General features: G+C 69.6%; 17 protein-coding genes and 1 riboswitch. Of the genes, 6 read left to right on the forward strand and 11 right to left on the reverse strand.

All coding sequences use genetic code 11. The annotated features are described in order from the left end of the window. Positions 1-75: 75 nt before the first annotated feature. Positions 76-192, reverse strand: a riboswitch (SAM riboswitch). An 84-nt stretch (positions 193-276) separates the two neighbouring features. The 5 genes from trpD to ctaE form a co-directional block, all read right to left on the reverse strand. Further along, positions 277-1,341 (reverse strand): anthranilate phosphoribosyltransferase, encoded by a 1,065-nt coding sequence (trpD, locus tag M6G08_RS01855; RefSeq protein WP_272585432.1) that lies wholly within the window; start codon positions 1,339-1,341, stop codon positions 277-279. A 131-nt stretch (positions 1,342-1,472) separates the two neighbouring features. Next, positions 1,473-3,110, reverse strand: coding sequence for a cytochrome bc1 complex cytochrome b subunit (gene qcrB / locus M6G08_RS01860; RefSeq protein ID WP_272585433.1), 1,638 nt, complete (start codon positions 3,108-3,110; stop codon positions 1,473-1,475). After that, positions 3,107-4,162, reverse strand: a complete 1,056-nt coding sequence (gene qcrA, locus M6G08_RS01865) for a cytochrome bc1 complex Rieske iron-sulfur subunit (RefSeq protein ID WP_272585434.1) — start codon at positions 4,160-4,162, stop codon at positions 3,107-3,109. The genes qcrB and qcrA overlap by 4 nt, the downstream gene beginning before the upstream one ends. Then, positions 4,159-4,968, reverse strand: a complete 810-nt coding sequence (gene qcrC, locus M6G08_RS01870; RefSeq protein WP_073722154.1) for a cytochrome bc1 complex diheme cytochrome c subunit — start codon at positions 4,966-4,968, stop codon at positions 4,159-4,161. Before qcrC ends, qcrA begins: the two co-directional genes overlap by 4 nt. A 65-nt stretch (positions 4,969-5,033) precedes the next feature. After that, positions 5,034-5,654, reverse strand: a complete 621-nt coding sequence (gene ctaE / locus M6G08_RS01875; RefSeq protein WP_272585435.1) for an aa3-type cytochrome oxidase subunit III — start codon at positions 5,652-5,654, stop codon at positions 5,034-5,036. 188 nt (positions 5,655-5,842) lie between these two features. Between ctaE and M6G08_RS01880 the strand changes: the two genes are divergently transcribed. Then, positions 5,843-6,244, forward strand: a complete 402-nt coding sequence (locus tag M6G08_RS01880) for a response regulator (RefSeq protein WP_272585436.1) — start codon at positions 5,843-5,845, stop codon at positions 6,242-6,244. Positions 6,245-6,349: 105 nt separating this feature from the next. Here M6G08_RS01880 and M6G08_RS01885 read toward each other — a convergent pair whose 3' ends face one another. From M6G08_RS01885 to ctaC, 4 genes are all read right to left on the reverse strand, one after another. Continuing rightward, positions 6,350-7,627: a L,D-transpeptidase gene (locus tag M6G08_RS01885; RefSeq protein ID WP_272585437.1), complete on the reverse strand. Its 1,278-nt coding sequence runs from the start codon at positions 7,625-7,627 to the stop codon at positions 6,350-6,352. A gap of 130 nt (positions 7,628-7,757) precedes the next feature. Beyond that, entirely contained in the window at positions 7,758-8,156 is a 399-nt protein-coding gene (gene ctaF / locus M6G08_RS01890; RefSeq protein ID WP_073722160.1) for a cytochrome c oxidase subunit 4, read from the reverse strand. Next, complete coding sequence (ctaD, locus tag M6G08_RS01895) at positions 8,153-9,886, reverse strand: aa3-type cytochrome oxidase subunit I (protein ID WP_272585438.1); 1,734 nt, start codon at positions 9,884-9,886, stop codon at positions 8,153-8,155. Before ctaD ends, ctaF begins: the two co-directional genes overlap by 4 nt. Then, complete coding sequence (ctaC, locus tag M6G08_RS01900) at positions 9,883-10,842, reverse strand: aa3-type cytochrome oxidase subunit II (protein ID WP_272585439.1); 960 nt, start codon at positions 10,840-10,842, stop codon at positions 9,883-9,885. Before ctaC ends, ctaD begins: the two co-directional genes overlap by 4 nt. Positions 10,843-11,172: 330 nt before the next feature. Here ctaC and M6G08_RS01905 point away from each other — a divergent pair, with 330 nt between their 5' ends. After that, the gene (locus tag M6G08_RS01905) at positions 11,173-12,555 is read left to right on the forward strand and encodes a cysteine desulfurase/sulfurtransferase TusA family protein (protein WP_272585440.1); all 1,383 of its coding nucleotides are present in this window, start codon (positions 11,173-11,175) and stop codon (positions 12,553-12,555) included. A gap of 85 nt (positions 12,556-12,640) precedes the next feature. Here M6G08_RS01905 and M6G08_RS01910 read toward each other — a convergent pair whose 3' ends face one another. Then, positions 12,641-13,615, reverse strand: a complete 975-nt coding sequence (locus M6G08_RS01910) for a carbohydrate kinase family protein (protein ID WP_272585441.1) — start codon at positions 13,613-13,615, stop codon at positions 12,641-12,643. A gap of 132 nt (positions 13,616-13,747) precedes the next feature. On the opposite strand from M6G08_RS01910, the gene M6G08_RS01915 reads away from it, so the two are divergent. Both M6G08_RS01915 and M6G08_RS01920 read left to right on the forward strand, forming a co-directional pair. After that, entirely contained in the window at positions 13,748-13,960 is a 213-nt protein-coding gene (locus tag M6G08_RS01915) for a hypothetical protein (RefSeq protein WP_272585442.1), read from the forward strand. Positions 13,961-14,032: 72 nt separating this feature from the next. Then, complete coding sequence (locus tag M6G08_RS01920; RefSeq protein WP_272585443.1) at positions 14,033-15,559, forward strand: hypothetical protein; 1,527 nt, start codon at positions 14,033-14,035, stop codon at positions 15,557-15,559. A gap of 88 nt (positions 15,560-15,647) precedes the next feature. Here the strand turns inward: M6G08_RS01920 and M6G08_RS01925 are convergent, their stop codons facing one another. Then, entirely contained in the window at positions 15,648-16,004 is a 357-nt protein-coding gene (locus tag M6G08_RS01925; RefSeq protein WP_043373791.1) for an iron-sulfur cluster assembly accessory protein, read from the reverse strand. Positions 16,005-16,256: 252 nt separating this feature from the next. Here M6G08_RS01925 and nadA point away from each other — a divergent pair, with 252 nt between their 5' ends. Together nadA and M6G08_RS01935 are read left to right on the forward strand one after the other, a co-directional pair. Next, positions 16,257-17,441: a quinolinate synthase NadA gene (gene nadA / locus M6G08_RS01930; RefSeq protein WP_272585444.1), complete on the forward strand. Its 1,185-nt coding sequence runs from the start codon at positions 16,257-16,259 to the stop codon at positions 17,439-17,441. Positions 17,442-17,547: 106 nt separating this feature from the next. Next, positions 17,548-19,062, forward strand: coding sequence for a DUF4246 domain-containing protein (locus tag M6G08_RS01935; RefSeq protein WP_272585445.1), 1,515 nt, complete (start codon positions 17,548-17,550; stop codon positions 19,060-19,062). Positions 19,063-19,066: the final 4 nt, after the last annotated feature.

A 19,066-nucleotide genomic window follows, 5' to 3' on the forward strand; every position in this document is an offset into this window, starting at 1 on the left:
GCTCTGCGGCCCTATCGCATTCGCTGGTTCACGGAAGACTCCCTCGGACGACCCAGGACCCCTGGTTCCGCGAGGGGTCCGCGCTTGCCGTGAACCTTGCTGTCCACGGCCTGGTCTTCACCCGGGGCACCCCGCCACGGACGGAGGGTTGCCGGACAGTCGGCCGGGGCCTCATGACTGTCACTCATGACCTGTCGAAAAACCTATGGGAAGTGATCGGCGCCCCGCAACCCGAGTCCGGATCGCGGGACGCTCGTCACACGGGCGGGAGGGCGGCTACGCGTGGGTCGTGGCGACCCAGCGCTCCAGGACCCGCCTGGCGGCGCCCGAGTCGATCGACTCGGCGGCCCGGTCCATGCCGACCCGGATCTGGTCGGTGAGCGGTCCGTCGCCGGGGTCCAGGGCCACCAGGGCCGCCGCGGAGTTCAGCAGCACCGCGTCCCGCACGGGGCCCCTCTCGCCGGCCAGCAGGCGGCGGGCGACGTCGGCGTTGTAGGAGGCGTCGGCGCCGCGCAGCGCCTCGACCGGGACCAGTTCGAGGCCGACGTCCCGCGGGTCGAAGGTCTCCTCGGTCACCCGGCCGTCGCGCACGACCCAGACGCGTGAGGTGGCGGTCGTGGTCAGCTCGTCGAGGCCGTCGTCGCCGCGGAAGACCAGGGAGGAGTGGCCGCGTTCGGCGAAGACACCGGCGATGATCGGCGCCATCCGGGCGTGCGCGACGCCGATCGCCTGGGACTTCACGCCCGCGGGGTTGGTCAGCGGGCCCAGGAAGTTGAAGACCGTGCGGATGCCGAGCTGGCCGCGGGCCGCCGCCACGTGGCGCAGCGCGGGGTGGAACTTCACGGCGAAGCAGAAGGTGATGCCGGCCTCCTCGGCGACCTCCGCCACCCGCTTCGGCGTCAGCTCCAGATTGACACCCAGCTTCTCCAGGACGTCGGAGGCTCCGGATGCCGAGGAGGCCGCCCGGTTGCCGTGCTTGACGACCTTGGCGCCCGTGCCGGCCACCACGATCGCCGACATGGTGGAGATGTTGACGGTCTTCGCGCCGTCGCCGCCGGTGCCGACGATGTCGACCGTCCGCCCCGGGACCTCGATCACGTTGGCGTGCGCGTACATGGTGCGGACGAGACCGGAGATCTCCTCGACGGTCTCCCCCTTGAACCTGAGGCCGACCGCGAAGCCGGCGATCTGCGCGTCGGTTGCCTCGCCGCGCATGATCACGTCCAGCGCCCAGGCGGTCTCGTCGGCGGTCAGGTCCCGGCCGTCCGCCAGTCCGTTCAGCAGGGCGGGCCAGGAGCGGCCCGCCGCGGTGTCGCCTCCAGCGGGGGTCAAAGCGCTCATGTGCCGCTCCTGAATCGTGTGCATGACGGAGAGAAGGTGTGCTCCCACCCTATCCAGCCCCGGGCACGGCGAAGGGCCCCGTCCGCGGAACGGACGGGGCCCTTCGACCGTGGTGTGGCGACGCTGGAGGGTCAGTGGTGGCCGTGGCCGCTCGTGATCTCCTTGTACTCCTCGACGGTCGGCTTCGGAATCTGCGACTCCGGGCCGTAGTACGACTTGCTGAGCTTGGCGCGCAGCTTGTCCGTGCGCTTCACCTTGCGCTGGACGCCGTTCTCGTCGACCATCGGGCCGATCTCGGCCGGCTTGTACTGCTCGTGGGCCGTGAGCGTGTGCAGCTGCTCCTGGCTGAGCGGCTCGTGCACCTCGATGAACTCACCGTGCGGCAGGCGCTTGATGATGCCGGACTCGCGCCCGTGCAGCACCTTCTCCTTGTCCCGGCGCTGGAGGCCGAGGCAGATCCGCTTGGTGATCACGAAGGCGATGACCGGGCCGGCGAAGAACCCGATGCGGACGAACCAGGTGACCGCGTTGATCGACAGGTGGAAGTGCGTGGCGACGATGTCGTTGCCACCACCGATCAGCATGATCATGTACGCCGTGACCCAGGCGACACCGAAGGCCGTACGGGTCGGGGCGTTGCGCGGCCGGTCCAGGATGTGGTGCTCGCGCTTGTCCCCGGTCACCCACGACTCGATGAACGGGTAGAGGGCGATGACCGCGAGGAAGATACCGAAGATCACCAATGGGATGAACACGCCCAGGACCAGTGTGTGGCCCCAGAAGTTGATCTCCCAGCCCGGCATGGCGCGGACCAGACCCTCGGCGAAGCCCATGTACCAGTCCGGCTGGGCGCCGGTGGACACCATGTCCGGCCGGTAGGGGCCGATGCTCCAGATCGGGTTGACCGAGGCGATGCCGGCGATGGCCGCGATGACACCGAAGACCAGGAAGAAGAAGCCTCCCGCCTTCGCCATGTACACCGGCAGCAGCGGCATGCCGACCACGTTCTTGTTGGTCTTGCCGGGGCCCGCGAACTGCGTGTGCTTGTGGTAGAAGACCAGGATCAGGTGGCCGACCACGAGACCGAGCATGATGCCCGGCAGCAGCAGGATGTGGATCGAGTAGAACCGGGCGACGAAGTCGGTCCCGGGGAACTCCCCGCCGAACAGGAACATCGAGATGTACGTGCCGACGATCGGCACGGACAGGATCGCGCCCTGGGTGAAGCGGACACCGGTGCCGGAGAGCAGGTCGTCCGGGAGCGAGTAACCGGTGAAGCCGGTGAACATGCCGAGGACGAACAGCAGGAAGCCGAACAGCCAGTTGATCTCGCGCGGCTTGCGGAACGCGCCGGTGAAGAAGACGCGCATCATGTGCACGAACATGCCGGCGAGGAAGATGATCGCCGCCCAGTGGTGGATCTGCCGGATCAGCAGACCGCCGCGCACGTCGAAGCTGATGTCGAGCGTCGACTTGTACGCCTCACTCATCAGCTGTCCCTGCATCGGGACGTAACTGCCGTGGTACTCCACCTCGTTCATCGACGGGTGGAAGAACAGCGTCAGGTACACACCCGTGAGGATGATGATGATGAAGCTGTAGAGGCAGATCTCACCGAGCATGAAGGACCAGTGGTCCGGGAAGATCTTGCGCATGTTGGCCTTGGCCAGGGAGTAGATCCCGAGCCGGCCGTCGGCCCAGTCGGCGACGCGTTCGCCGGCCGGGGCCTTCCCGCGAGAGCGGGGTGCTTCGTTGGCTGCAGTACTCATCCGCGCTCCCAGAATGCAGGACCGACGGGCTCCGCGAAGTCACTGAGCGCCTCGAGGTAGCCCTCGTCGTTCACGCCGATGCGCAGCTGCGGCAGCGGGTGACCGGCGGGACCGAAGATCACCCGGGCACCGTCGGCGAGGTCGAAGGTGGACTGGTGGCAGGGGCACAGCGCGTGGTGCGTCTGCTGCTCGTACAGGGAGATCGGGCAACCCACGTGGGTGCAGATCTTCGAGTACGCCACGATGCCCTCGTGGGACCACTCGAGCTCCTGCTTGTCCTTGATGGCCTCCGGCTCCAGCCGGATGAGCATCAGGGCCGCCTTGGCGATCTCGTTCTGGAAGCCGTGGTCGTGCTCGTCCAGGCCCTCGGGCTTGGCGAAGGTGAGCGAACCGACCGCGATGTCCGACGGACGCATCGGCTCGTTCGTGTTCATGTTGACGATCAGCTTGCCCCTGGACCACAGCGTGTGGCGCAGCTTGGTCCCGGGCAGCGGGCCGAGGTCGCGCAGCAGGACGACGCCGGAGAGCGGCACCAGGGTGAGCGCGCCCAGCATCGTGTTGCGGATCAGCTTGCGCCGGCCGATCACCGACTCCTTGGCGCCCTGCTTGAAGTCCGCGTGGACCTTGGCACGGGTCTCGGGAGACGCCTCGATCGGGTGCCGCTCGTCGGCGACCTCCTCGTCGGACATCAGGGTGCGCGCCCAGTGGACGGCGCCCGCGCCGATGGCGAACAGCGCCACGCCCAGGGTCAGGCCCAGCGCGAGGTTCATCGCGTTGATGTGCCCGATCGGCCAGACGTAGATCGACTTGTCGTGCGGGATCGCGACGAACGAGGCGATGAAGCCGATGGTCGCCAGCATCGAGACCGTGAACAGCAGGGCGACCGTGCGCTCGGACCGCTTGGCGGCCCGCTCGTCGATGTCCTGGATGCGGTGCTCGTGGGGCGGCAGGCCCGGGTCCGCGAACGGGTTCTTGTCGTCCGCGGGCTTCGGCGCGTGGGCGCCGCCGTGCTCGGCGGGCAGGTTCTCTTCTGGAATGTCTTGGCTACTCATGACTTCTTGGCCTTTGCGGTCCGAGCGGCGACCCACACGGCGACGGCGATGCAGCCACCGAGGCCGAAGATCCAGCCGAAGAGGCCCTCACTGACCGGTCCGAGACCGCCGAGCGAGAGACCGCCGGGGTTCACGGTGTCGTCCGAGTTGACCGCGTCCAGGTAGGCGATGATGTCCTTCTTGTTCTGCTCCGTCAGCGTGCTGTCGGGGAAGGAGGGCATGTTCTGCGGGCCGGTCTGCATGGCCTCGTAGATGTGCTTGGGATCGACGTCCTCGAGGCTCGGCGCGTACTTGCCGTGCGTCAGCGCGCCGCCCTTGCCGGTGAAGTTGTGGCACTGCGCGCAGTTGTTGCGGAAGAGCTCACCGCCCTTGGCGATGTCCGCGCCCTGCGGGCCGTACTTCTCCTCCGAAGGGATGGCCGGACCGGCACCCAGCGAGGCGACGAAGGCCGCCAGCTGGTCGATCTCCGCCTGGGAGTAGATCACCTTCTTGCGCGGGACCTGTGCGCCCGGCTGCTGGGCCGGCATGCGGCCGGTGCCCACCTGGAAGTCGACGGCCGCGGCGCCCACGCCGACCAGGCTCGGACCGTCGGTGGTGCCCTGACCTCCGGTGCCGTGGCAGCTGGCACAGCCGACGGCGTAGAGCTTCTTGCCCTCTTCGATGGCGAGGGACTGGGCGGTTTCATCGGCCTGCGCCTTGTCCGCGGGTGCGAACGCGGCGTACAGCCCCCCTGTGCATGCCAGCGCGAGGAGTAGGACGACGAGCGCCGCCAGCGGGTGGCGTCGTCGTGCGGAGAGCTTTTTCACGGATTACCCCGGTGTCAGGATCTTCTGCGTCGATGCTTCTGGTATTGCGCGGGTGCGTGCCGCGACTACTTGATCATGTAGATCGTGGCGAAGAGGCCGATCCAGACGACATCGACGAAGTGCCAGTAGTAGGACACGACGATGGCGGCGGTCGCCTGCTCGTGAGTGAACCTCCGGGCCGCGTAGGTGCGGCCGAGGACCAGCAGGAAGGCGATGAGGCCGCCCGTCACGTGCAGTCCGTGGAAGCCGGTGGTCAGGTAGAACACCGAGCCGTACGGGTCCGACGAGAGCGAGAGGCCCTCGTGCTTGACCAGCTCGGTGTACTCGAACACCTGACCGCCGATGAAGATCGCACCCATCACGAAGGTGACGATGAACCACATCCTGAGCTTCTTCACGTCACCGCGCTCGGCCGCGAACACGCCGAGCTGGCAGGTGAGGGAGGAGAGCACCAGGATCGTGGTGTTCGTCGCGGAGAACGGGAGGTTCAGCGCGTCGGCCTTCTCGGACCAGAAGTCCGGGCCGGTCACCGATCGCAGGGTGAAGTACATCGCGAAGAGGGCCGCGAAGAACATCAGCTCGGAACTCAACCAGATGATGGTTCCGACGCTGGTGAGGTTCGGCCGGTTGACCGACGGGTGCGCGTGCCCGGTTTCTACTGTCGTTGCTGTCGCCACGACCGACATTATGTCGGTCGCTTATCCCGCCCTCACCCCGGGGGGTGCCGTTCGGTGTGTTCCCCCTGTCTGTACTGCCCGTATGGCCCATCGAACGGCCCGTCGAAGCCGTGTCCGAACCAGTGTTGACGAGCAGTGGGAGGGAGTAGCATCCGGCGCGACGGGCTACGACTGTTTCACTGCGTATCGGAGGAAGCATGCAGCCGACCGCCACGGTGCTGGTCTACAGCGACGACTCCAACACCCGCGAGCAGGTGCGGCTGGCGACCGGTCGCCGGCCCGCCCCGGACGTGCCCGTGGTCGAGTTCGTGGAGTGCGCGACTCCGGCCGCCGTGATCAAGGAGCTGGACAAGGGCGGGATCGACGTCTGCGTGCTGGACGGCGAGGCCGTGCCGATGGGCGGCATGGGACTGTGCCGGCAGATCAAGGACGAGGTGTTCCGGTGCCCGCCGGTGCTCTTGCTGATCGCACGGCCGCAGGACGCGTGGCTGGCGACGTGGAGCCGGGCCGAGGGGGCTGTGGCGTTGCCTGTGGAGCCGGTGGAGTTCGCGGGTGCGCTTGCCGCGTTGCTGCGGCAGAGGCGGCTGCAGAGCGCCTAGGAGCTCGCTCCTGCGCGTCGTGCGGCGGCTGCGGGCCGGTGGGGGTTGATCGCGCCCACGCGGCGGAGCCGCATATCGATACAGCCCCGCGCCCCTTTCGGGGCGCTACACCACCGTCGGGCGCAGTCTTGCCGTGTCCTGGTTGGTCGTGCCGCCCGTGCCGCCCGTCAGGGCGCTTCCGGTGGTCCACTTGGTCCAGTCCAGGTTCCAGTCGCCGAAGCCGTTGCCGAAGGGCTCCATCATGTCGCCGGCCGAGTTCACGACCTCGACCAGGTCGCCCTCCTGGACGGCGCCGAAGAACCACTCGGCGTTGGCGGTGCTCATGCCGACGCAGCCGTGGCTGACGTTGGCGGAGCCCTGGGAGCCGACCGACCAGGGGGCGGCGTGCACGTACTCGCCGCTCCAGGTGACCCGGGTGGCGAAGTAGACGGGCAGGTCGTACGACTCCGAGGAGCCCTCGGCGATGCCGACGGTGCTGCTGCGCATGCGTACGAAGGGTTCCTTGCCCAGGACGACCTTGACGCCGTTGCGGGTCTCGAAGCCGGGCTTGCCGGCGGTCACGGGGATCTGCCGGACCGCCTCGCCGTCCCGGTAGAGCGTCAGCGTGTGGGCGGCGGCGTCGGTGACGGCCACGACGCGGTCGTCCGTCGTGATGGCCAGGGGTTTCGCGGTGCCGCCCCACATCCGGTCGCCGATCTTGATGCCGTCGAGAGTGCTGCTGACCTGGATGGTGGCGTGGGCGGGCCAGTACTCCTTGGGCCGGTAGTGCAGCTTCTTGTCGTCCACCCAGTACCAGGCGCCCTCGACCGCGGGCGTGGACCGCACCTTCAGGGCGCGTTCCACTATGGCCCGCTGGGCCGGGTCCGCGACCGGCTGGCTCAGCTCCGCGGTGACGGGCTGGCCGACGCCGTACGCGCCCGCCTGGGGCCCGAAGGAGACGTCCAGGGTCTTCTTGGCGCTGGGCCTGCCGGTCTCGAAGGTGAGGACCTTGCGGCCGGGCGCGCCGTCGCCGTCCTCGGTGCTCACACGGACCGTGTAGCGGGCGTCGGCGGCCAGCGGTGAGGTGCTGTGCCAGCGGGTCCCGTCGGCGGAGAGTTCACCCGCCACGTAGCGTCCCGCCGCGTCCACGGCCGTGACGTCCGTGATGCGCCCGTCGGCGCCCTCGGCGACGACCTCCAGGGGCTTGTCCGGGTCGGCCTTCTTCCCGGCGTCCGTGGGGCCGTTGAAGGAGATCTGGCCGGCCGCGTCGTAGGGCGCGGCGGACAGGGGATGGTCGTCGCCGCCGCTGGTGCAGGCGGTGACGCTCGCGCCGAGGGCGATCACCAGCAGGGTGCAGCCGACGACCGTACGCCCCCGCGCCTGGAAGTGAACCGGGTTGCTCATGTCCTCACGCTAGGGAGCAACGTCAACGGCGGCACGGTGGGTAAGCCGGACGGGTGAGGCGGGGTGCGGCAGACGAAGGGGCCCGGACGCTCCTGACGGAGTGTCCGGGCCCCTCGGCGCGCGGCGCGTGCTACTGGGTGCGGTTCTCACCGCGGTAGTACTCGAAGACCCAGCCGAACAGGCCGATGAGGATGACCGGGGCTGAGAAGTACATCAGCCACCAGCCCAGCGCGATGCTCAGGAAGGCGAGCGCCCCGCCGATGCCGAGCGCCAGCGGCTGCCAGCTGTGCGGGCTGAAGAACCCGACCTCGCCGGCGTCGTCCGCGACGTCCGCTTCCTTGTTGTCCTGGGCCCCGGCGTCGACCCGCTTGGCCGTGAAGGCCAGGTAGAAGCCGATCATGAGGGCCAGGCCGAAGGCCAGGAAGAGGGCCGTGGTGCCGGCCGGCTCCATCGACCAGTAGCCGTAGACGATCGCGACGGCCAGGATGAAGACGCTCAGCCAGATGAAGAGCTGTCCCTGGATCTTCACTTGCCGGCCTCCTTGCCGCCGGCGAGGGTCTTCTCACCGTGACCGACGTTCTCGAGCTGGTCGATCGCCGAGACCTCCGGGTGGTGCAGGTCGAAGGCGGGGGATTCACTGCGGATGCGCGGCAGGGTGAGGAAGTTGTGCCGCGGCGGCGGGCAGGAGGTCGCCCACTCCAGCGAACGGCCGTAGCCCCACGGGTCGTCCACGTTGACCGGCTTGCCGTACTTGGCCGTCTTCCAGATGTTGTAGAAGAACGGCAGCAGCGACATGCCGAGCAGGAACGAGCTGATCGTCGAGATCGTGTTCAGCGCGGTGAAGCCGTCGGCGTCCAGGTAGTCGGCGTACCGGCGCGGCATGCCCTCGGCGCCCAGCCAGTGCTGGACCAGGAAGGTGCCGTGGAAGCCGATGAACAGCGTCCAGAAGGTGATCTTGCCCAGGCGCTCGTCCAGCAGCTTGCCGGTGAACTTCGGCCACCAGAAGTGGAAGCCGGCGAACATCGCGAACACCACGGTGCCGAACACCACGTAGTGGAAGTGCGCCACCACGAAGTACGAGTCCGAGACGTGGAAGTCCAGCGGCGGCGAGGCCAAGATGACACCGGTCAGACCGCCGAAGAGGAAGGTGATCAGGAAGCCGGTGGACCACAGCATCGGTGTCTCGAAGCTGAGCGATCCCTTCCACATGGTGCCGATCCAGTTGAAGAACTTCACACCGGTCGGGACCGCGATCAGGAAGGTCATGAACGAGAAGAACGGCAGGAGAACGCCGCCCGTGACGTACATGTGGTGCGCCCACACCGTCACCGACAGACCGGCGATGGCGATCGTCGCGGCGATCAGGCCCATGTAGCCGAAGATCGGCTTCCGGGAGAACACCGGGATGATCTCACTGACGATGCCGAAGAACGGCAGCGCGATGATGTACACCTCTGGGTGTCCGAAGAACCAGAAGAGGTGCTGCCACAGCAGGGCTCCGCCGTTGGCCGGGTCGAAGATGTGCGCACCGAACTTGCGGTCCGCCTCCAGCGCGAACAGGGCCGCGGCCAGGACCGGGAAGGCCAGCAGGACCAGCACACCGGTCAGCAGCACGTTCCAGGTGAAGATCGGCATGCGGAACATGGTCATGCCGGGCGCGCGCATGCAGATGATCGTGGTGATGAAGTTGACCGAGCCGAGGATGGTGCCGAAGCCGGAGAAGGCCAGACCCATGATCCACAGGTCGCCGCCGATGCCCGGCGAGTGCACCGCGTCGGACAGCGGCGAGTAGGCGAACCAGCCGAAGTCGGCCGCGCCCTGCGGGGTGAGGAAGCCGCCCACCGCGATCAGCGAGCCGAACAGGTACAGCCAGTAGGCGAACATGTTCAGCCGCGGGAAGGCCACGTCCGGCGCGCCGATCTGCAGCGGCATGATCCAGTTCGCGAAGCCGGCGAACAGCGGCGTCGCGAACATCAGCAGCATGATCGTGCCGTGCATCGTGAACGACTGGTTGAACTGCTCGTTCGACATGATCTGCAGGCCCGGACGGGCCAGCTCGGCGCGCATGAGCAGCGCCATCACGCCGCCGATCACGAAGAACGCGAACGACGTCACCAGGTACAGCGTGCCGATCGTCTTGTGGTCGGTGGTCGTCAGCCACTTCACCACGATCTCGCCACGCCTCTGGCGCCGGACCGGCAGTTCGTCCTCGTAGTGGGACCCTGCCGCGGCACCCTGGGGTTCATTGAGGATGCTCACAGGTTGTTCGTCTCCCGGTTCTTCTCGTGGCTCGTCTGCGCGATGCCCGCGGGAACGTAACCGGTCTGCCCCTTCTTCGCGAGGTCCTGGAGGTGCTGCTCGTAGCGCTCCGGGGAGACGACCTTGACGTTGAACAGCATCCGGGAGTGGTCCACGCCGCACAGCTCGGCGCACTTGCCCAGGAAGGTGCCCTCCTTGTTGGGGGTCACCTCGAAGGCGTTGGTGTGGCCCGGAATGACGTCCTGCTTCATGAGGAACGGCACCACCCAGAAGGAGTGGATGACGTCACGCGAGGTCAGGACGAAGCGGACCTTCTTGCCCTTGGGGAGCCAGAGGGTCGGGCCGGGGTTGTCGGTCTGCGGGTTCCGCGTCCCCGGGACACCGCAGTCGTAGGCACCGCCGGCGTTCGCGGGGAAGTCCTCCGCGAACCGGTCCGGGATCGCGGCCAGTTCCTTGGACTTCCTGGCGTCGCCGGTGGAACCTTCGACGTTCTCGACGTAGTTGAAGCACCAGCTCCACTGGAAGCCGACCACGTTGACCGTGACGTCGGGCTTCTTCTCGAGCTCCAGGAGCTCGGACTCGTCACGGGCGGTGAAGTAGAACAGCACCGAGACGATGAGGAGCGGGACGATGGTGTACAGCGCCTCGATGGGCATGTTGTACCGGTTCTGCGGAGGAACCTCGACCTTGGTGCGGCTGCGCCGGTGGAAGAAGCAACTCCACAGGATCAGGCCCCACACCAGCACGCCGGTGGCCAGCGCGGCTGCCCAGGAGCCCTGCCACAGGGAGAGGATCCGCGGAGCCTCTTCCGTGGTTGGGGTGGGCATGCCGAGGCGGGGGAAGTCCTCGTATGTGCAACCGGTGGCGGTCGCCAGGACCAGGCCCGCGGTCAGTGCCTGCAGCAGCTTCCGCCGCATCGGGCGCCGCGGCGAGCGGTCGGAGCCGTTGGGACTCACGTAGCGCCTTCCCGAGAGTCTCGCCCGCGCGGTTGGCTGCGGCCTGCCTTCTCGCTGGTCGGTCGCCGCCCTGCGTCGGGCAGGGGTTTGATGTTTATGCGGACCAAACCCTAGCCGACGCTCTCCGAGGGGTCGCGGGGAGGGTGGCATACGCGCCGGGGGGCACCCTGAAAGGGTGGGACGGGGGCGCCCGCGGGGGTGCGAGCTGGGGGTTCGTCGGCGGCTGACGGTGCGTTGCGGCTGGTCGCGCCCACGCGGCGGAGCCGCATGTCGAGCACGGCCCCGCGCCCCTGCTCGGCGCTTCCCCGCCGGACGTCATAGCGTTGCCGTGTGGCCTACTTCGACGCTGCTTCCGCCGTTCCTCTGCATCCCGTTGCCCGGCAGGCCCTTCAGGCCTCGCTCGATGAAGGGTGGGCCGATCCCGCGCGGCTGTACCGGGAAGGGCGGCGGGCGCGGATGCTGCTCGACGCTGCCCGGGAGGCGGCCGCTGAGGCCGTGGGGTGCCGGGCGGACGAGTTGGTGTTCACCCCTTCGGGGACACGGGCGGTCCATTCGGGGGTGGCCGGGGCGCTGGCCGGGCGGCGTCGCGCCGGGTCCCACCTGATCGTGTCAGCGGTCGAACACTCCTCCGTACTGCACGCGGCCGAGGTGCACGAGGCCGGCGGCGGGTCGGTCACGCGGGTTCCCGTGGACCGGACGGGCGCCGTGGACCCGGCGGCGTACGCGGACGCCCTGCGCGACGGCACCGCGCTGGCCTGCCTCCAGTCGGCCAACCACGAGGTGGGCACCGAGCAGCCGGTGGCGGAGGTGGCCGAGGCGTGCCGGGCGGCGGGCGTGCCGCTGCTGGTGGACGCGGCGCAGTCGCTGGGGTGGGGGAAGGTCGCGGGTGACTGGTCGCTGCTCGCGGGCAGCGCGCACAAGTGGGGCGGGCCGTCCGGGGTCGGGCTGCTCGTCGTACGGAAGGGGGTGCGGTTCGCGCCGCAAGGGGCCGGGGACGAGCGGGAGTCGGGGCGGTCGCCCGGTTTCGAGAACCTGCCGGCGATCGTGGCCGCGGCGGCGTCGCTGCGGGCGGTGCGCGCCGAGGCGGCCGCGGAGGCGGTCCGGCTGCGGGAGCTGACGGAGCGGATCCGGGCCCGGGTGCCGGGTCTGGTGCCGGACGTTGAGGTCGTCGGCGACCCGGAGCGCCGGCTGCCCGGCGTCGTCACCTTCTCCTGTCTCTATGTCGACGGGGAGACCCTGCTGCACGAGCTCGACCGTGCGGGCTTCTCGGTCTCCTCCGGGTCGTCCTGCACCAGCAGCACCCTGGCGCCGAGCCACGTCCTGAAGGCCATGGGGGTGCTCAGCGAGGGCAACGTCCGGGTGTCCCTGCCCCCGGGGACACCGGCCGAGGACGTCGAGCGGTTCCTGGAGGTGCTGCCGGGCACGGTGGCCGCCGTGCGGGAGAAGCTGGGGGCGCCGGCGGCCACGGAGGCCACCCCGCGGACCGGGGGCGACCTCGTCGTGGACGCGATCGGCCGGCGCTGCCCCGTTCCGGTGATCGAACTCGCCAAGGTCATCGGCGACGTCCCCGTCGGCGCCACGGTCCGCGTCCTCTCCGACGACGGGGCGGCCCGTCTGGACATTCCGGCCTGGTGCGAGATGCGGGGACAGGAGTACGTGGGCGAGGAGAAGGCGGAAAAGGGAACGGCCTACCTGGTCCGCCGGGTCGGCTGACGCGCCTCAAGGGGCGCGGGGCTGTGTCGGTCTGCGGCTCAGCCGCGTGGGCGCGGTCAGCCCCCACGCCCCCGCACCCGACGACTCAGCCCAGGTGCGCCTGAACCTCCCCGGCCGCCTCGTCCCCGTACGCCTTCGTGAACCGCTCCATGAAGTGCCCGCGCCGCAGCTGGTACTCCTGCGTCCCCACCGTCTCGATGACGAGAGTCGCCAGCATGCACCCCACCTGCGCCGCCCGCTCCAGCGAAACCCCCCACGCCAGTCCCGACAGGAACCCGGCCCGGAAGGCGTCGCCGACGCCCGTCGGGTCGGCCTTGCGCTCCTCGTCCGGGACGCCGACCTCGATGGTCTCCTCGCCGGACCGCTCGATGCGCACGCCCCGCGCGCCGAGGGTGGTGACGCGGTGGCCGACGCGGCCGAGGATCTCCTCGTCCGTCCAGCCGGTCTTGGTCTCGATGAGCCCCTTCTCGTACTCGTTGGAGAAGAGGTAGGTCGCCCCGTCCAGCAGTATCCGGATCTCGTCGCCGTTCATCCGGGCGATCTGCTGGGAGAAGTCCGCGGCGAAGGGGATGGACCGCGTCCTGCACTCCTCGGTGTGCCGGAGCATCGCCTCCGGGTCGTCGGCGCCGATGGAGACCAGGTCGAGGCCGCCCACGCGGTCGGCGACGGTCTTGAGCTCGATGAGGCGGGCCTCGCTCATCGCACCGGTGTAGAAGGAGCCGATCTGGTTGTGGTCGGCGTCGGTGGTGCAGACGAAGCGGGCGGTGTGCAGGGTCTCGGAGATGCGGACCGAGCCGGTGTCGACGCCGTGCCGGTCCAGCCAGGCCCGGTACTCGGCGAAGTCGGAGCCGGCCGCGCCGACCAGGATCGGCCGGGTGCCGAGCTGGCCCATGCCGAAGGCGATGTTCGCGGCGACGCCGCCCCGGCGTACGTCGAGCTGGTCGACCAGGAAGGAGAGCGAGACCGTGTGCAACTGGTCCGCGACGAGCTGGTCGGAGAATCGGCCGGGGAAGGTCATGAGGTGGTCGGTGGCGATGGAGCCGGTGACTGCGATGCGCACGGCGTGGACTCTCTCCTGAAGGGAGGCGGGTTGACAGTTCACGCTACCCGGGACTGCCGCCTGGCCGAAGCAGGCGAAACTACCCGGTAGTACGACTTTCTCCACGGTCCGGAACGTGCCTACGGTTCTGTTATGACGAACCCGAGGACCGCCGACCCCGCCCCGGCCGACCTGGACGGCGACCTGGCGTCGCTGCGCGGCGACTGCGCCCGGATGGCCCCGCGCTGGCGGGAGGTTCCGGTCGAGGTGTCCACCCGTCCGGTCCCCCTCTCACTGATCCACGGCGTGCGGGTGCCGCAGACGTCGGCCAGGCTGCTGGACGCGATGTCCGACTACGGCGACTGAGGACACCGGGAACCGGATCCTCCTCCACCGCGTCCCATCGCTGTCCCCAGTAACAGCCGAAGGAGCGATGCGGTGAACACCGAGCGACCCGACAACGACGACGCCACCGCCGCCGACGAGGCCGGCACCGGGCGTTCCGCACGGCGGCGTCCCCCGGCCCTCGCCGTCGCGTCCGTCGCCGCCACCGTGCTGTTGGTCGGGACCGGCGGGGCGTACCTGGCCACGTCCGCGTCCGGCGGCGGCCAGGACGGCGGAGGTACGTCGTCCGGCGCGTCGGGCGACGGCACTCCCCCACCCCTCGCCCTGGACGGCTACGGCGCGCCTTCCGCGGGCGGCGAGGGCGCCCGGGACGGTACGAACGGCGTCGCGCCCGGCGAGCCGAACCCGAACGGCGTCACCTACCGCGCCGACGGCCCGCTCCCCGAGGGACCCGGCTCGGCGCCCGTCTACCGGGCCGAGGGCGAGGTCACCGAGGAGGAGGTGGCCCGCCTGGCGAAGGCGCTCGGCATCGAGGGGGCGCCGCGGGTGCGGGGCGACGCGTGGAAGGCCGGCAACGCCAGGGACGGCTCCGGGCCGCTGCTCACCGTGAGCAGGCAGGCGCCGGGCACCTGGACCTTCCACCGCTACACGCCGGGCACGGACGACTGCAAGAAGGGCGCCGTGTGCAAGGCCCCGTCCGCCGACGGGGCGGGCGATCCGGTGAGCGAGGCGGCGGCGAAGAAGGCGGCGGCGCCGGTGCTGAAGGCGCTGGGCCAGGACGACGCCGAGCTGGACGCCGGCCAGGTCATGGGCGCCCGGCGGGCCGTGAACGCCGAACCCGAGGTCGGCGGGCTGCCCACGTACGGCTGGACGACCGGTGTGGTCGTCGGGGCGCGGGGCGACGTGGTCGGCGGCAGCGGGCAGGTGAAGGAACCGGTCAAGGGGGACACGTACCCCGTCCTGGGTGCCGAGGAGACGCTGGCGCTGCTGAACGCGCCGGGCCGCGCTCCGGGCGCCGGCATCGGCGGCTGCGCGAGCCCCGTACCGCACGGGGACGGCGCGGACACGCCCTGCGAGCTGCCCACGGGCACGCCCGGGAAGCCGGAGAAGCAGGCGGTGACGGTCGAGGAGGCGGTGTTCGGGCTGGCCGCGCACCCGGTCGAGGGGCGGCAGACGCTGGTGCCGTCCTGGCTCTTCGAGGTGGAGGCGCCGGGCGCGGACGACGCCGTCACGGTCACCTACCCGGCCGTCGACCCGAAGTACCTGACCACCGCGGCCCCCGCCCCGTCCGACGAGCCGTCCTCGGCGCCGGGCGGCGAGCAGCGGGACGTGGAGGTGCGGGGCTACACGGCCGCGGACGGGGAGCTGACCGTGCACTTCACGGGCGGGGTCTGCTCCGACTACGAGGCGACGGCGAAGGAGAGCGAGGCAAAGGTGACGGTCACCGTGACCGAGACACCGCACCCGGAGAAGGTCTGCATCCTGATCGCCAAGGAGTACGCGCGGACGGTGCCGCTCGACGAGCCGCTGGGCGACCGGAAGGTCGTGGGGTCGGACGGCGAGGAGATCCCGGTGCACAAGCCGGGCGCGCGACTGCCGGTGCCGTCCGGGGGCCGGTGACCGCGCAAGGAGCCGGAAAGGGGCGGTGGCCCGGGGTGTCCCGGGCCACCGCCCCTTTCGCATACGCCGTCGGCCGGCGCCGCGCGGCTCAGCTGAAGGAGTCGCCGCAGGCGCAGGAGCCCGTCGCGTTCGGGTTGTCGATCGTGAAGCCCTGCTTCTCGATCGTGTCCACGAAGTCGATGGTGGCGCCGCCCAGGTACGGGGCGCTCATGCGGTCGGTGGTGACCTTGACGCCGTCGAAGTCCTTCACCACGTCGCCGTCGAGCGAGCGCTCGTCGAAGAAGAGCTGGTAGCGCAGGCCGGAGCAGCCGCCGGGCTGGACGGCGACGCGCAGCGCCAGGTCGTCACGGCCTTCCTGGTCGAGCAGGGCCTTGACCTTGGCCGCGGCGGCGTCGGTCAGGATGATGCCGTCGGTGACGGTGGTGGTCTCGTCCGATACGGACATCTACATCTCTCCCGGGTTGTACGGAGACTGCTTGCCGACGGTTCCAACCGACGGGGCCGCGTATTCATTCCGGGCCGGGGCCGTGTCTTTCTCCTCGGCTCGTCCCTTCATGCTCGCACACGCCCCGGGGAGCGGTCAGCGCCTCGGGCGCCGGGATTCACGTCACACCGACACTATGGGCATCGTCAAAGTGACGTGAACAGGTTATGATATATAGCGTCAGTTCGACGAAAAGTAGAAAGGGTGCGTGTCGTGACCACCGCCCAAACCCAGGAGCTCGACGTACAGCCGACGCCCCTCGCCCTGCTGCTGCTCGGCCGTGAGGCCGACCCGACGAGCGAGCGCGGCGTGGACTGCCCCGGCGACCTGCCCTCGCCCTCCGACCCGGACCTGGTCGCGCGTGCCCGCGCGGCCAAGGAGAAGCTCGGGGACAAGGTCTTCGTGCTCGGTCACCACTACCAGCGCGACGAGGTCATCCAGTTCGCGGACGTCACGGGGGACTCCTTCAAGCTGGCCCGGGACGCGGCCGCGCGTCCGGAGGCCGAGTACATCGTCTTCTGCGGTGTGCACTTCATGGCGGAGTCGGCCGACATCCTGACCTCGGACGACCAGAAGGTGGTCCTGCCCGACCTGGCCGCCGGCTGCTCCATGGCGGACATGGCGACGGCCGAGCAGGTCGCCGAGTGCTGGGACGTGCTGACCGAGGCCGGCATCGCCGAGCAGGTCGTGCCCGTCTCGTACATGAACTCCTCCGCGGACATCAAGGCGTTCACCGGTAAGCACGGCGGCACCATCTGCACCTCGTCCAACGCCAAGCGCGCCCTGGACTGGGCGTTCGAGCAGGGCGAGAAGGTGCTGTTCCTGCCCGACCAGCACCTGGGCCGCAACACCGCGGTGCGGGACATGGGCATGTCGCTGGACGACTGCGTCGTCTACAACCCGCACCGGCCGAACGGCGGGCTGACGGCGGAGGAGCTGCGCGGCGCGAAGATGATCCTGTGGCGCGGGCACTGCTCGGTGCACGGCCGCTTCAGCCTCGACTCGGTCAACGACGTGCGTGCGCGCATACCGGGCGTGAACGTCCTGGTGCACCCCGAGTGCAAGCACGAGGTCGTCGCGGCGGCGGACTACGTCGGCTCGACCGAGTACATCATCAAGGCCCTGGAGGCGGCGCCGGCCGGTTCCAAGTGGGCGATCGGCACCGAGCTGAACCTGGTCCGCCGGCTGGCGAACCGTTTCGCCGCGGAGGACAAGGAGATCGTCTTCCTCGACAAGACGGTCTGCTTCTGCTCGACGATGAACCGCATCGACCTCCCGCACCTGGTCTGGGCGCTGGAGTCGCTGGCCGAGGGCACCCTGGTCAACCGCATCGAGGTGGACAAGGAGACGGAGGCGTTCGCGAAGCTGGCGCTGGAGCGGATGCTGGCGCTGCCGTAACCCGGTCGGTCCGGGCGAGCGGGCGGGCGAAAGCCCGCGGTCGCGCTGTCAGTGCGCTGCCGTAGGCTTCCCGCCGCCCGCACACCGACTGGGAGGATCCAGAGCTTTGACCGGCCTGCCCGCTTTCCCCCTGCCCTTCGACTCGACCCGCTCCATACGGTCCGACAAGCCCCGGACGCTGCGGGAACTGGAGATGATCCGGTGCAGCGCCCACATCCGGTCGAAGCCGGGGTGGTCCGACAAGATGAACGACCCCGACATCGTCGCCAGGTGGACGCGGGAGGCGACGGCCCAGGGCCTGACCGAGGCGCAGGTCCGTTACGTGCTCGCCGAACTCGCGCACTACGCCGCGCTGCGGGACGACCGGACCGGCGTCGAGGTGTCCGCCGTCGACGGTGTGTGGCAGTCGGACACACTGATCGACGACGGGCTCCGCTCCCGGCTGGCCGAGGCGGTCCGGGTCCTGGAGGAGGTCCCCGAGGAAGAGCGGGACTGGCACCCCGGGTCCGGCGGCCAGGTACTGGACCTGGTCCATCCCTCCCTCTTCTGCCTGGTCCGGGGGGTGAGCGGCGAGCCCGAGCGGGCCTGGCGGAACCCGACGGACCGCTACTCGAAGTACGAGTTCTCGGAGAAGTTCCAGTGGCTGCCCACGGACGTGGACGTCAGCCACGACGGCGACGTCAGCTTCCGTTCGTACGTCAACAACGTCCACCCCGAGGACCACCGCGAACTGGCGTCCGTCCTGCCCGACCTGTTCGCGCGCATGCGCCCGCTGCTGGAGAACGTACTCACCGACCTGCGCCATCCGCGTCCCCTGCGGATCGAGGCCGATCCCTACGGGTGGTACGACGAGTCGCAGGAGCCGGAGGAACCGGAGGAGGACTCCTTCAGCGACGAGGCGGCCTACGAGGAGGCCATGGAGGCCTGGGAGGAGGCCAGCGACGACTGGTGGGAGAACCGCCGTCCGACCGTCCCGGACGCCCCGGAGTTCACCGCGCCCGAGGTGCCCGGCGAGTCGGCACGCGTCGACCTGCGCGGCCGCCGGCTCCAGGTCGTCGTCAAGCTCGCCACCATCCACCTCACCCCGGACCGGCCCGAGTACGCCGGCGGCTCCTGGCACGTCGAGGGCATGCTGAACGAGCGGATCGTCTCGACCGGCATCTACTACTGGGACAGCGAGAACATCACCGAGAGCCGGCTGAGCTTCCGCACGGCGCTCGACGACCCGCACTACGAGCAGAACGACGACAACGGCATGCGCGACGTCTACGGCCTGGAGAACGAGGACGCGCTGAACCAGGTGCTGGGGTCGGCGTCGACCCCGGCGGGCCGCTGCCTGGCGTTCCCGAACGTCCTGCAGCACCGCGTCGGTGAGTTCCGCCTCGCGGACCCCACCCGCCCGGGCCACCGCAAGATCCTGGCGTTCTTCCTGATCGACCCGTCGGAGCGGATCGTCTCGACCTCCGACGTGCCGCCGCAGCAGCCCTGGGCCGACACCTCGACCATGACGCTCGAAGAGGCCAGGGGCCACCGCGAAGAGCTCATGAGGGAGCGCAAGTTCTTCGTCGACGAGCACAACGAGCAGGTCTACGAGCGGGAGTTCTCCCTCTGCGAGCACTGAGGGT

The sequence above is a fragment of the Streptomyces sp. M92 genome (assembly GCF_028473745.1).
Classification (GTDB): Bacteria; Actinomycetota; Actinomycetes; order Streptomycetales; family Streptomycetaceae; genus Streptomyces.

Excerpts from the sequence above, each read along its gene's own strand:
- M6G08_RS01925 (WP_043373791.1), bottom strand. The coding sequence starts at position 16,004 with ATGTCCGTATCGGACGAGACCACCACCGTCACCGACGGCATCATCCTG.
- qcrA (WP_272585434.1), bottom strand. The coding sequence starts at position 4,162 with ATGAGTAGCCAAGACATTCCAGAAGAGAACCTGCCCGCCGAGCACGGC.
- M6G08_RS01880 (WP_272585436.1), top strand. The coding sequence starts at position 5,843 with ATGCAGCCGACCGCCACGGTGCTGGTCTACAGCGACGACTCCAACACC.
- M6G08_RS01915 (WP_272585442.1), top strand. The coding sequence starts at position 13,748 with ATGACGAACCCGAGGACCGCCGACCCCGCCCCGGCCGACCTGGACGGC.
- M6G08_RS01885 (WP_272585437.1), bottom strand. The coding sequence starts at position 7,627 with ATGAGCAACCCGGTTCACTTCCAGGCGCGGGGGCGTACGGTCGTCGGC.
- trpD (WP_272585432.1), bottom strand. The coding sequence starts at position 1,341 with ATGAGCGCTTTGACCCCCGCTGGAGGCGACACCGCGGCGGGCCGCTCC.
- ctaE (WP_272585435.1), bottom strand. The coding sequence starts at position 5,654 with ATGTCGGTCGTGGCGACAGCAACGACAGTAGAAACCGGGCACGCGCAC.
- qcrB (WP_272585433.1), bottom strand. The coding sequence starts at position 3,110 with ATGAGTACTGCAGCCAACGAAGCACCCCGCTCTCGCGGGAAGGCCCCG.